The sequence below is a fragment of the Microbacterium sp. Ag1 genome (genome assembly GCF_001005635.1).
GTDB lineage: Bacteria > Actinomycetota > Actinomycetes > Actinomycetales > Microbacteriaceae > Microbacterium > Microbacterium oxydans.
Map to the genome: position 1 here is coordinate 144,397 of NZ_LBCR01000025.1, position 12,188 is coordinate 156,584.

11 protein-coding genes are annotated in these 12,188 nt (G+C 67.2%); 5 read left to right on the forward strand and 6 right to left on the reverse strand.

Annotated features, from left to right (window positions below; all coding sequences use genetic code 11):
- Positions 1 to 51: 51 nt before the first annotated feature.
- On the reverse strand, positions 52 to 2,178 hold the full coding sequence (locus tag AAY78_RS04900) for a DNA topoisomerase IV subunit B (protein ID WP_082108575.1): 2,127 nt from the start codon (positions 2,176 to 2,178) through the stop codon (positions 52 to 54).
- A gap of 181 nt (positions 2,179 to 2,359) precedes the next feature.
- Between AAY78_RS04900 and AAY78_RS04905 the strand changes: the two genes are divergently transcribed.
- A complete protein-coding gene (locus AAY78_RS04905) occupies positions 2,360 to 2,578 on the forward strand; it encodes a DUF7455 domain-containing protein (RefSeq protein WP_045264803.1) in 219 nt (72 codons plus the stop codon).
- A gap of 74 nt (positions 2,579 to 2,652) precedes the next feature.
- Here AAY78_RS04905 and AAY78_RS04910 read toward each other — a convergent pair whose 3' ends face one another.
- The gene (locus AAY78_RS04910) at positions 2,653 to 3,693 is read right to left on the reverse strand and encodes an alanine racemase (RefSeq protein WP_046747218.1); all 1,041 of its coding nucleotides are present in this window, start codon (positions 3,691 to 3,693) and stop codon (positions 2,653 to 2,655) included.
- Positions 3,690 to 4,394, reverse strand: a complete 705-nt coding sequence (locus tag AAY78_RS04915) for an alanine racemase (protein ID WP_231589655.1) — start codon at positions 4,392 to 4,394, stop codon at positions 3,690 to 3,692. The genes AAY78_RS04910 and AAY78_RS04915 overlap by 4 nt, the downstream gene beginning before the upstream one ends.
- Positions 4,395 to 4,474: 80 nt before the next feature.
- On the opposite strand from AAY78_RS04915, the gene AAY78_RS04920 reads away from it, so the two are divergent.
- The gene (locus AAY78_RS04920) at positions 4,475 to 5,491 is read left to right on the forward strand and encodes a sugar-transfer associated ATP-grasp domain-containing protein (RefSeq protein WP_046747220.1); all 1,017 of its coding nucleotides are present in this window, start codon (positions 4,475 to 4,477) and stop codon (positions 5,489 to 5,491) included.
- Positions 5,492 to 5,548: 57 nt separating this feature from the next.
- Here AAY78_RS04920 and AAY78_RS04925 read toward each other — a convergent pair whose 3' ends face one another.
- From AAY78_RS04925 to AAY78_RS04935, 3 genes are all read right to left on the reverse strand, one after another.
- Positions 5,549 to 6,244, reverse strand: a complete 696-nt coding sequence (locus tag AAY78_RS04925) for a coenzyme F420-0:L-glutamate ligase (protein WP_046747221.1) — start codon at positions 6,242 to 6,244, stop codon at positions 5,549 to 5,551.
- On the reverse strand, positions 6,241 to 7,479 hold the full coding sequence (locus tag AAY78_RS04930; RefSeq protein ID WP_046747222.1) for an RNA polymerase sigma factor: 1,239 nt from the start codon (positions 7,477 to 7,479) through the stop codon (positions 6,241 to 6,243). Before AAY78_RS04930 ends, AAY78_RS04925 begins: the two co-directional genes overlap by 4 nt.
- 179 nt (positions 7,480 to 7,658) lie before the next feature.
- A complete protein-coding gene (locus AAY78_RS04935) occupies positions 7,659 to 8,600 on the reverse strand; it encodes a proteasome assembly chaperone family protein (RefSeq protein ID WP_046747223.1) in 942 nt (313 codons plus the stop codon).
- A gap of 113 nt (positions 8,601 to 8,713) precedes the next feature.
- Between AAY78_RS04935 and AAY78_RS04940 the strand changes: the two genes are divergently transcribed.
- The 3 genes from AAY78_RS04940 to AAY78_RS04950 all read left to right on the forward strand — a co-directional run.
- Positions 8,714 to 10,186 carry a leucyl aminopeptidase gene (locus AAY78_RS04940; RefSeq protein ID WP_046747224.1) on the forward strand — a complete coding sequence of 491 codons (1,473 nt, stop codon included), beginning with the start codon at positions 8,714 to 8,716 and terminating at the stop codon, positions 10,184 to 10,186.
- A gap of 3 nt (positions 10,187 to 10,189) precedes the next feature.
- Complete coding sequence (gene lpdA, locus AAY78_RS04945) at positions 10,190 to 11,563, forward strand: dihydrolipoyl dehydrogenase (RefSeq protein WP_046747225.1); 1,374 nt, start codon at positions 10,190 to 10,192, stop codon at positions 11,561 to 11,563.
- Between the two features lie 67 nt (positions 11,564 to 11,630).
- The coding region (locus AAY78_RS04950) for a biotin/lipoyl-containing protein (RefSeq protein ID WP_046747226.1) at positions 11,631 to 12,188 on the forward strand (558 nt) is incomplete at its 3' end.

A 12,188-nucleotide genomic window follows, 5' to 3' on the forward strand; every position in this document is an offset into this window, starting at 1 on the left:
AAAGGAAGCCGGCCCGGTCTGCACCGGGCCGGCTTTCTCTCTTCTGACGTCTCAGGCGTCGATCGACTCGCGCGACAATCGGTCGGAGGAGTCGATGATGAACTCGCGGCGCGGAGCCACCTCGTTCCCCATGAGGAGCTCGAACACGCGCCCGGCGGCTTCCGCGTCCTCCATCCGCACGCGACGCAGCAGACGACCCGACCTGTCCATGGTGGTGTTCGCCAGCTGCTCGGCGTCCATCTCTCCGAGGCCCTTGTAGCGCTGGATCGGCTCGTGCCAGCGCTTGCCCGCCTTGCGGAGCTTCGCCAACAACGCGTGCATCTCCTGCTCGCTGTACGTGTAGATCGTCTCGTTGGGTTTCGACCCCGGATTGATCACGATGATCCGGTGCAGAGGCGGCACGGCGGCGAACACGCGACCATGCTCGATCAACGGCCGCATGTAGCGGAAGAACAGGGTCAGCAGCAGGGTGCGGATGTGCGCGCCGTCGACATCGGCGTCGCTCATGAGGATGATCTTGCCGTAGCGGGCTGCGTCGATGTCGAACGTCCGACCGGAGCCTGCACCGATCACCTGGATGATCGACGCGCACTCGGTGTTCGAGAGCATGTCGCCCACGGATGCCTTCTGCACGTTGAGGATCTTGCCCCGGATGGGCAGCAGCGCCTGGAACTCGCTGTTGCGCGCGTTCTTCGCGGTGCCGAGGGCCGAGTCGCCCTCCACGATGAAGAGCTCGCTGCGTTCGACGTCGTTCGTGCGGCAGTCGACGAGCTTCGTCGGAAGAGTCGAGGACTCGAGCGCGTTCTTACGGCGCTGGGTCTCCTTGTGTGCGCGCGCCGAGACGCGGGCCTTCATCTCCGAGACGACCTTGTCGAGCAGCTGCGACGCCTGGATCTTGTCGTCGCGCTTGGTCGAGCCGAAGCGCTCAGCCAGGTCCTTGCGGAGCACCTGAGCCACGATCTGCCGCACGGCGGGGGTTCCGAGGATCTCCTTCGTCTGACCCTCGAACTGCGGTTCGGGCACGTTCACCGTGAGGACGGCCGTCAGCCCGGCGAGCACATCGTCCTTCTCGAGCTTGTCGTTGCCGACCTTCAGACGTCGGGCGTTCTGCTCCACCTGCGCGCGGAGCACCTTGAGCAGCTCCTGCTCGAAGCCCTGCTGGTGCGTGCCGCCCTTCGGCGTGGAGATGATGTTGACGAACGAGCGGATCTTGGTGTCGTAACCGGTCCCCCACCGCAGCGCGATGTCGACGGCGCACACCCGCTCCACCTCGGTCGCGACCATGTGCCCGTCCGGCTGCAGGACGGGCACGGTCTCCTTGAACGTGCCCTCTCCCTGAATGCGCCAGTTGTCCGTGATCGGCGGGTCGATCGCGAGGTAGTCGACGAATTCGGAGATTCCGCCCTCGTACAGGTAGGAGGTCTCGGTGGGTCCGAGAGTGGTCGTCTCGCCATCGGAGTCGGGCACGGGGACGACCTGACCCGCCGCACGCTCGTCCTTGACGAGGATCTCCAGGCCAGGCACCAGGAAGGCTGTCTGTCGGGCCCGGGTCTCGAGCTCGGAGAGCTGGAACGCCGCGTCCTTGGTGAAGATCTGACGGTCGGCCCAGTAGCGGACACGGGTACCGGTCACGCCCCGGGGAGCTTTGCCGATCACGCGCAACTCGCTGTTCTCCTGGAAAGGAGTGAACGGCGCATCCGGCCGCTTCTCACCGGAATCGGCGAAGATGCCGGGCTCCCCGCGGTGGAAGGACATCGCGTAAGTCTTGCCGCTACGGTCGACCTCGACGTCGAGGCGCTCGGAGAGAGCATTCACCACGGAGGCGCCGACGCCGTGCAGGCCGCCGGAGGCGGCGTACGACCCACCTCCGAACTTCCCGCCTGCGTGCAGCTTGGTATAAACGACCTCGACGCCGGTCAGGCCGGTGCGCGGTTCCACGTCGACCGGGATACCACGTCCGCGGTCGTGGACCTCGACGCTGCCATCGGCGTGCAGGATGATATCGATCTTGGTCCCGTTGCCCGCGACCGCCTCGTCTACCGAGTTGTCGATGATCTCCCACATGCAGTGCATGAGGCCGGGCGACCCGTTCGACCCGATGTACATCCCGGGCCGCTTGCGGACGGCTTCGAGGCCTTCAAGCACCTGGAGATGATGGGCGGAGTACTCGGCATTCACAATCTCCGAGTCTAATCTCGCGAGCTGCCTCTACTCCGCAGACACTCCCCGCGCGAAGCCAGTCGGGAAACGACGCGTACGCGCTGAGCGAAACACGCCGCAAACCGGGCATGCGTACAGGTGGCGCGTGGTTGTATTGACCACATCGCTCAGCGAAGCCGACACCCGAGGAGGCACCGAGATGAATGCAACGACCGAACGTGACACCTCCATTGTCGAGTTCCGTCTGACCGCCATGGATCGCTGTGATTCGTGCGGCGCTCAGGCGTACATCGCCGCTGAGGTCAACGGATCCGAGCTCCTGTTCTGCGCCCACCACGGCCGCAAGTACGAAGAGAAGCTCCGCAGCATCGCCACCAGCTGGCATGACGAGACCGCGCGTCTCATCGAGACGGTCTGAGGGCTCCGCTGATCCCGGTCTGTCGACCGCGGTCCGCTGAACCGGTCGGCGGGCACGAGATCAGCCGATGACGGTCAGTCGGCGACGACTCTTCGCACACGCGGTGTGAGCCGGGTGAGGATCTCTTCTCCCACGGTGTCTATCCGCTCGGCGAGGGTCGTCGCCGACGCTTCTCCCTGCACGCCTGCGCCGAAGACGACGACCTCCGCACCCACCTCAGCGCCGCGCCATCCGTCGACTGTCGATGAGGTGTGGCCGATGGAGACGAGAGTCCTGGCTCCTTCCGGTGTCCCGACCAGGCTCCCCGAGAGCGTGGAGGGAAGCCCGTCGAAGCTGCCGAGGCTGATCGTCACACGATCCCCGTCGACCGCGGACACCTTTGCGACGAGGCTCGCCGCTGGGCGGACTCCCTCGAGCTCCGGCCCCTCTGCCGACCGGATGCCGTAGCAGAACGCCCCGATGCGCGAGACCGTTCCGCGCAGTTCGGGACGCCACCACGATGCCGCGGATGCGGTCAGGTGCAGTGCCGCGGGGACCGATCCGGTCTCGCCAACGATACGCACCGCATCGAGGAAAGCGGCTTGCGCGATGTCATCATCCTCGTCGCTCGCTTCCGCGATGTGGCTCCACACGCCTTCGAGTTCGAGCGCACCGGCCCGCTCGGCCCGTCTCGCTTCGTCGACGGCCGATGCCCAGTCCTCCGGCAGGATGCCGTTGCGGTGCAGACCCGTGTCGATCTTCAGGTGCACGCGCGCCGTCGTTCCGAGCGCCTCGGCCCGCGCGATGATCCGTCTGAGGTAGTCGGTGGTCCCGACACCGAGATCGAGGCGCTGCATCAGCGCATCGTCTATCTCCGAGTCCGTCGACGTCGCCCAGGCGAAGATCCTGGCGTCGCCGCCTGCGAGTCTGCGGACGGAGAGTCCGGTGCGGATGTCATAGCTGCCGAACCAGTCGATCCCGGCCTCCACCGCAGCCCTCACCGCCCAGGAGAGGCCGTGCGCGTACGCGTCGTCCTTGACCACGAGCATCAGCGCGGACGGGGCCACACGGTCACGCACTGCCTCGATGTTCGCGCGAAAGATACTGCTGCTCAGGCGCACCTCGGGGCGGCTCACGCTTCCCACCCCCTCACGGCGTGGGCGCCGGCGACGGCGACCAGCTCAGCTGCAGTCATCCCGGTGATGTCCGCCCAACGTGTGACTCCGGATGCTGCCGGACCGGTGCCTCCGAAGTAGGTGACCTCGCTGTCGACATCGATGTCTGCGCCCTGGAGGTCTACGACGCACACGTCCATGGCGACGCGCCCCACGATGGGCATCGACGTCTCCCGGATCTCCACGGTCGCGTGATTGCCGAGTGCGCGCACGATGCCCTGAGCGTAGCCGCCCGTCACGAGTGCGACAGTGGTCTCCTTCTCCGCTCGATACGTGTAGCCGTAAGAGACGGCATCCCCTGGCCGGAGCCGCTTGGTGGACAGCACCCGCCCTGCCAGCCGCATAACCGGCCGAGCCGCGAGCTGACCCTTCTCGTCGGGGAGACCGTAGAGGAGGTTGGGGTCGATGTCGGGGTCACCGGTGGTGACGCCACGGATGCCCTCGAGCTGCAGTGCCTCGACCTCGCCCTGCGCGTCGACGATGACGCGTTCCGCACCGGCGGCGGTCACGACCTGGGCGACGGCGAGGACGCCGTGTCCCCAGGCATCGCGCCTGAGGTCGGCGACCGTTCCACCGGCAGACACCGCTGCCGAGGCTCCCGCGGCCAGTGCCGCGCGGGAGATCATGGCTCGTGGCAGGGAGCTGGAAGTCGTCTCACACACGCCCTCCAGCCTAGCTTCCGGCTCCCAGGTCGACCTCGCCCGCCCCCGTAGACTGGAGGGGACCCCGACCCTGGAGCCTCATGTCTCGACTTTCCCTCGCGCCCCGCATCCGCTATCTGATGGGACGTGCCCGCCGCATCGACGTCGGATCGGTGGTGGAACGCGCCAAGGAGGCCTCCGCTCAGCACCACAGAGCCGTGCCGGCGATCGTCGTCGACATGCTCTGGTCGGCTGCCCGTCACAACGTCGGTTTCCAGGACTACATCGACTACGACTTCGCCATGCTCACGAGGGCCGAGCGCGACACGTACATGACCCATCCGGTCTCGAACCAGCTCTCGCAGCGCTACGATCACCCCGACTACCGCTGGATCTTCCAGGACAAGGTCGAGTTCGACAAGCAGTTCTCTCCGTTCCTGAAGCGCGAGTGGATGGTGGTCGAGGAGGGGAACGCCGAGGCCGTGCGCGAACTCACCCAGCGTCTCGGCACGATCGTCACGAAGGAGCCGGTGGGACAGGCCGGCACCGGAGTGCATCGCTATCACGCCGCCGAGATCGAGGACTGGGACGAGTTCCACCGCGGGTTGCTGGCTCGAGGCGAGCTCCTCATCGAGGAGGTCATCCGTCAGCACGATGCACTGGCGGCCGTCTGCCCCGGCACGGTGAACACCACCCGCATCACCGCGTTCTTCGACGGCGAGAAGGCTCACATCCTCGCCATGGCTCAGAAGTTCGGCCGCGGCGCCGTGAGCGACCAGATGACGTTCGGCGGGTTCTACACCATGCTCGACGAGAACGGCCACGCGGTCGGCGCCGGTTACGACTCCCACGGCCACGTCCATGAGACGCACCCGGACTCGGGCTTCCGCATCGCCGACTTCCAGCTGCCCTACATGGACGAGGTACGCGCCTTCATCGATCAGGTCGCCCGGGTCGTGCCTCAGGTGCAGTACGTCGGCTGGGACATCGTCGTCTCCCCCGACGGGCCGGTCCTCGTCGAGGGCAACTGGGGCGCGGGAGTCTACGAGAACAAGCCCAGCGTGACCGGTATCCGCACCGGCCACAAGCCCCGCTACCGCGAGGTCATCGGCTTCTGAGAAGCGCAGAGACGAGAATGCCCCCGGAGAGATCCGGGGGCATTCTTCGTGGAGGGCTCAGACTTCGCGAACGATGCCGAGCGGCGTCGACTCCAGCCCCTGACCGAGCGGGTTGTCGCCGAGGATCCTGACGAGACGCTGCTCGCCCGCCTTGTCGAGAGTCGAGCCGAGGATGTTCCCGCCGAGGTCGTTGATGTCCACGACGGCGACCTCTGCCTGGCCTCCTATGAGCGCCTTCAGACGAGCCGCCACGCCATCGGGATCCTTGGGGCCGAGCACCACGGCCTCGTTGTACGGAGGAATGGTGTGCTTGGTCGGACCGTCGATCGCCCGTGCCTTGTCGCCGGCGATGCGGTAGAAGTCGCCGCGACGGCCGAAAGCCTTGGTCACGGCTGCGACTGCGGAGGCGAACAGGATGCGCGGAGTACCGCACTCCCGCAAGGCCATCTCCATCGTCTCCGGCATGCCGAGACCGATGCCGTAGGGCGTGCGAGTGACGTACTTCGAGAGGAAGAGCGCGAGCTTCCGGGGCTTGATCTCGTCGAGGCGGTAGGACCGCCCCTGCGTGATGGCCACGATCTTCTCGGTCACGAAGAGGAGGTCGCCCGGCTGGACGGCATCCTTCGCGTACTCGCTGATGATCGCGTTCAGGTCGTCCTGCGGCATGACCACGCGGGTGCGCAGCGGGATGCGCGCATAGCTCTTGCCGTCGACACTCGCCTCGAGGGCCTTGCCGTCGTTCGCCTGGCTCATTCGAGGTAGTCCCGCAGGGACTGCGAGCGGCTCGGGTGACGCAGCTTGGCCATCGTCTTCGACTCGATCTGGCGGATGCGCTCACGCGTCACGCCGAACGTGTCACCGATCTGGTCGAGCGTCTTCGGCTGACCGTCGCCCAGTCCGAAGCGCATCCGGATCACTCCGGCTTCGCGCTCGGAGAGCGAGTCGAGGAGCTGCTCGAGCTGACGCTGCAGCATCGTGAAGCCCACGGCGTCGGCGGGGACCACGGCCTCGGTGTCCTCGATGAGGTCACCGAACTCGCTGTCGCCGTCTTCGCCGAGCGGGGTGTGCAGTGAGATCGGCTCGCGGCCGTACTTCTGCACCTCCACGACCTTCTCCGGGGTCATGTCGAGCTCGCGGCTCAGCTCTTCCGGAGTGGGCTCGCGACCGAGATCCTGCAGCATCTGCCGCTGCACGCGGGCGAGCTTGTTGATGACCTCGACCATGTGCACCGGGATGCGGATCGTGCGGGCCTGGTCGGCCATGGCACGGGTGATCGCCTGCCGGATCCACCAGGTGGCGTAGGTCGAGAACTTGAAGCCCTTCGTGTAGTCGAACTTCTCGACGGCGCGGATGAGACCGAGGTTGCCCTCCTGGATCAGATCCAGGAACTGCATACCGCGACCGGTGTAGCGCTTGGCGAGGGAGACGACGAGACGGAGGTTCGCGCCGAGCAGGTGGCTCTTCGCGCGCTGGCCGTCACGGGCGACCCACTGCAGGTCAAGACCGAGCTGGCTCGTCTTCTCGGCCGGGGTCATCGCCGACAGCTTCTCCTCGGCGAAGAGACCTGCCTCGATGCGCATCGCGAGCTCGACCTCTTCGGCCGCGTTCAGCAGTGCGACCTTTCCGATCTGCTTCAGGTAGTCCTTGACCGGGTCGGCCGTCGCTCCCGTGATCTGCGTCGAGTAGACCGGGACCTCTTCGTCGTCCTTGGACGAGATGACGATCGCGCCGGTCGGCAGCGGCTCGGTGAAGGCCGGCTTCGCATCCTCGTCTTCGTCCTCCTCGACAGCAGCAGCTGCGGGAGACTCGTCTTCTTCGACGACGTCCTCGGACTTCTTCTTCTTGACGGGGGCGCGCTTCGCGGCAGCACGCTTCGCCGCGCTCAGGGGCGCGGGCTTCTCGGGCGCATCGGTCTCGACCGGAGCGTCGGCGGTCGTCTCTTCGGCAGCCTTCTTCGTCCGGGTGTTCTTCGTCGTGGCAGGAGTCACGTTTCGCCTTTCACGGAGCTGCTGTGTAGCCCCGGGACATTTCGGACACTAGTAAGACCCTTGTCAAGTCCAGTGCTCGAAAACACTGATTGACAACGGGTCAGAGTCCTAGTATCGCACACGTGTGGCGATGCGGACGCATTCCGGCGAACTTCGCGCGAATCCCGCTGCGCGCCACCTCAGCCGCGGCCCGGCTTGTCTTCGTCGCCGGACGGCCGAGAGGCCAGGTAACGCTCCAACTCGGCCGCGAGCTCATCGGCGCTCGGGAGGTCCCTTTCGCTGAAACCTCCCTCGTCGTAGGAGTCGTCGTCGGGGTTGCGCCCCGCCATGTAGGCGTCGTACCGGCGCTCGAGGTTGTGGACCATCTGCTGCAGCTCGTCGTTCCCGGAGACCTGCTCATCGACGCGTGCCAGATAGTCCTCGCGGCGCTCCAGGACGGAATCCAGGATGAGGACGAGTCCCGTCGACGCCATCAGACGCTCCGCTGCCGCGATGACGGCATCGGGGTTCTCCGTCTCCGCGAGGTAATGCGGCACGAGCAGGACGAAGCCCACCGAGGCATCCCCACGCTCGACGAATCGGAACTCGAGGAGGTGACCGGCGGTCGCAGGCACCTGCGTGCGCGGACGCCATACGGAGTGCGCCACGGTCAGGTCACGCCGATTCCCGCTGACCGTCGTGCCGATCGGACGCGTGTGCGGAACGGGCATCGCGATCGAGTGCACCCAGTGCAGTCCCGAGACCTCGAACTCCGCCGCGAGGGCGAGCACCGTGCTCGCGAAACGATTCCATGCGAAATCCGGCTCGTATCCGGCGAGCAGCAGGAACGGACGACCGAGTGCGTCCGTCGCGAGCGACAGTTCGAGCCTCGGCGGCTTGAACTCGGTCAGGTGGTCCTGGTCGAAGGAGATCACAGGGCGGCGCGCCCGATAGTCGAGCAGTGCGTCGTTGTCGAACACGACGACGGGCTCAGGGGATGCGGTCTCCCGAAGGTGATCGATCAAGCCGGAGACGGCGCTTCCCGCGTCCGTGAAACCGGTCAGAAGCAGCACCAACGGCAGGCCGTGCGGCACTGTCGGCGCATTCGCGACGCGTTCATGGATCTCACCGGAGAAGGGCATGTGTCCATGCTACGAGCAGCCGCCTACCCCGGGGCGCGGCGCATCATGCTGAGAGCGAACACGCGCAGAGTGGGCGGACGACCATGGTGTGGCGGAGATCCTAGGATGGAGGCATGACGCTTCCCGTGCTCTCGCACACCACCGATCAGTTCCCCGGAAGCGCTGCAGATGCCGCAGTGCTCATCGTCGCCGCTCTCCCCGATTCGGCGGAGTCACTGGCCGGCTACCCCGGACTCGCCGATGCGCTGGCCGGCGTCGGATTCACCGGTTCAGTCGGATCGTTCACCCGCGTGTTCGTCCCCGAGGTGACGTCTTCGCCGTTCGCGGTGGTCGGCGTCGGCAGCTCGCCGGACGCTGCTGCCGTGCGCAACGCGGCAGGTACGGCGCTGCGTACGCTCACCGGCTTCGAGCACGTCGCGGTGGCTCTCGCCGACGGCCTCGAGTCGTTCGCCGCTGCGGCGGCCGAGGGTGCGGTGCTCGGCGGGCACAAGTTCGACGGCTACCGCACGGAGAAGGGCAAGGGGCGCGCCACGTCGATCACGCTCCATGCCGCGGTCGACGACGACGACGTCGAATACGCACAGGTCCTGGGAGACGCGGTAGCGCTCATCAAGGATCTCGTGAACGTGCCCGCAGAGTGGCAGAGTCCGGCACAGCTCGCGCAGAGCGCCGCCGACAGCGTGGCCGACCTCGACGTCACGGTCGAGATCCTCGACGAGAAGGCTCTTGCCGAGCAGGGCTTCGGCGGCATCCTCGGCGTCGGTCAGGGGTCGGATCGCCCTCCGCGTCTCGTCCGTCTCGACTACTCCCCCGCCGACGCCTCACGGCACATCGCCCTGGTCGGCAAGGGGATCACGTTCGACACCGGTGGCCTTTCCCTGAAGCCGGCTGCCTCGATGGTCGGCATGAAGTTCGACATGGCCGGCGCGGCGACCTCTCTCGCCGCGATCCGCGCCATCGCCACACTGGGCCTCCCGGTCCGCGTGACCGCGTGGCTGTGCATCACCGACAACATGCCGTCGGGGCGCGCGCTGCGCCCTGGCGATGTCATCCGCATCCTCGACGGGAGCACCGTCGAGGTCCAGAACACCGACGCCGAGGGGCGACTCGTGCTCGCCGACGGTCTCGTCGCCGCGAGCCGTGAGAACCCGGACGTCATCATCGACGTGGCGACTCTCACCGGCGCCATCGTCGCCGCGCTGGGCCACCGGCACACCGGCGTCTTCGGCGACGTCGACACTGTGTCCTCGTTCATGTCGGCGACCGCTCGGGTCGACGAGCCGGCGTGGCACATGCCGCTGCCGGACTACATGGAGGAATCGCTCGAGTCCCCCATCGCCGACCTGCAGAACGCGAACATGGGCGACAGGATGGGCGGTGCGTCCTACGCAGGCCTGTTCCTGCGCCGCTTCGTCGGTCGCACCTCTGACGCCGAGGACGCCCCGCGCATCCCGTGGGTGCACCTCGACATCGCGGGATCCGGCGAACACGCCGGCGACCCGTACGGCTTCACCGAGAAGGGCCCAACGGGGGCGATGGTCCGATCGATCGTCGCCTTCGCCGCAGCATCCCACACGGAGGCATGACCTATGACAACCCACACCTTCGACATCGTCGTCCTGGGCGGCGGCAGCGGCGGTTATGCCGCGGCGTTGCGCGCGAGCGAGCTCGGCAAGTCCGTGGCGCTGATCGAGAAGGACAAGGTCGGCGGAACCTGCCTGCACCGGGGATGCATACCGACCAAAGCGCTGCTGCATGCCGCAGAGGTGGCCGAGCACGTGCGCGATGCCGCGTCCGTCGGCGTCACCGCGAGCCTGGAGGGCATCGATCCGGCGGGGGTGCGCACGTACCGCGAAGGCATCGTCGCCAAGAAGTTCAAGGGACTGGAGGGGCTGGTCAAGGCGCGTGGGATCACCACCGTCAGCGGACTCGGCCGCCTGAACCCCGACCACAGCGTCAGCGTCGGAGACGACGTGTACGTGGGCACGGACGTCGTGCTCGCGACCGGCTCGTACAGCCGCTCGCTTCCCGGCCTGGAGATCGGCGGGCGGATCCTCACGAGCGAGCAGGCACTCGCCCTCGACGTGATCCCCGAGCGCGTACTGATCCTCGGCGGCGGCGTGATCGGGGTCGAGTTCGCGAGCGTGTGGCGGTCGTTCGGGTCCGAGGTCACGATCATCGAGGCTCTGCCGCACCTCGTCCCGAATGAGGACATCGCTCTCAGCAAGGGTCTGGAGCGTGCGTTCCGGCGCCGCGGCATCCAGTACTCCCTCGGAACCCGATTCCAGGGTGCGGTCCAGGATGAGACATCCGTCACCGTGACCCTCGAAGACGGCAAGGAGTTCACGGCCGACTACCTCCTCGTGGCCGTCGGGCGCGGTCCGGTCACCTCCGACCTCGGATTCGAGGAGGCTGGCGTGACGCTCGACCGCGGTTTCGTGACCGTCGATGACAACCTGCGCACCGGAGTCCCTGGCGTGTGGGCGGTCGGAGACATCGTGCCCGGTCTGCAGCTCGCACATCGCGGATTCCAACAGGGCATCGCCGTCGCCGAGCGCATCGCGGGGCTGTCCCCCGTGAACATCCCCGACTCACAGATCCCCAAGGTCACGTACTCGAGCCCGGAGGTCGCTTCGGTCGGGGTGACCGAAGAGGCAGCGGTCGCCGCACACGGTGCCGACGCGGTCATCGCCTACGAGTACAACCTCGCCGGCAACGGCAAGAGCGAGATCATCGGGACGGGCGGGCTCGTGAAGGTCGTCCGCCTCAAGGACGGCCCCGTCGTCGGCGTCCACCTGCTCGGCGACCGCGTCGGCGAGCTCATCACGGAAGGACAGCTCGCCGTCGCCTGGGAGGCGCACCCGGAGGACATCGCGCCCCTGATCCACGCCCACCCGACCCAGAGCGAGGCCCTCGGGGAAGCCTTCCTCGCCCTGGCCGGCAAGCCCCTGCACGCCCTCTGAGCACCAACCGGTGCCCGAGTCACTAAGCTAGACAAGCGTCATACAACTTCTTGAAGGAGACTCAGTCATGAGCACATCCGTCGTCCTCCCCGCTCTCGGCGAGAGCGTCACAGAGGGTACGGTCACCCGCTGGCTCAAGCAGGTGGGAGACACCGTGCAGGCGGACGAGGGCCTGCTCGAGATCTCGACCGACAAGGTCGACACCGAGATCCCCTCCCCCGTCAGCGGTGTGATCGAGGAGATCCTCGTGGCCGAAGACGAGACCGTCGAGGTCGGCGCGCTCCTCGCGCGCATCGGCGACGGCAGCGGAGCGGCTCCCGCCGCGGACGCGCCCGCAGCCGCGGCACCTGAAGCCGAGACCGCACCCGCGGAGGCTGCCCCCGCGCAGGCCGCACCTGCGGAGAACACCGCTCCGGCTGCTCCCGCACCGTCGGCAGAAGCACCGGCGCCCGCCGCAGAGGCCGCTCCTGCCGCACCCGCTGGCGACGCCACCGACATCGTGCTCCCCGAGCTGGGCGAGAGCGTCACCGAGGGCACCGTCACCCGGTGGCTCAAGCAGGTCGGCGACAGCGTCGCCGTAGACGAGGCTCTTCTGGAGATCTCCACCGACAAGGTCGACACCGAG

What these genes read in the sequence shown, in the direction of transcription:
- AAY78_RS04905 (WP_045264803.1), top strand. Translation starts at nt 2,360, where the DNA reads ATGAATGCAACGACCGAACGTGACACCTCCATTGTCGAGTTCCGTCTG.
- AAY78_RS04920 (WP_046747220.1), top strand. Translation starts at nt 4,475, where the DNA reads ATGTCTCGACTTTCCCTCGCGCCCCGCATCCGCTATCTGATGGGACGT.
- AAY78_RS04925 (WP_046747221.1), bottom strand. Translation starts at nt 6,244, where the DNA reads ATGAGCCAGGCGAACGACGGCAAGGCCCTCGAGGCGAGTGTCGACGGC.
- AAY78_RS04935 (WP_046747223.1), bottom strand. Translation starts at nt 8,600, where the DNA reads ATGCCCTTCTCCGGTGAGATCCATGAACGCGTCGCGAATGCGCCGACA.
- AAY78_RS04940 (WP_046747224.1), top strand. Translation starts at nt 8,714, where the DNA reads ATGACGCTTCCCGTGCTCTCGCACACCACCGATCAGTTCCCCGGAAGC.
- lpdA (WP_046747225.1), top strand. Translation starts at nt 10,190, where the DNA reads ATGACAACCCACACCTTCGACATCGTCGTCCTGGGCGGCGGCAGCGGC.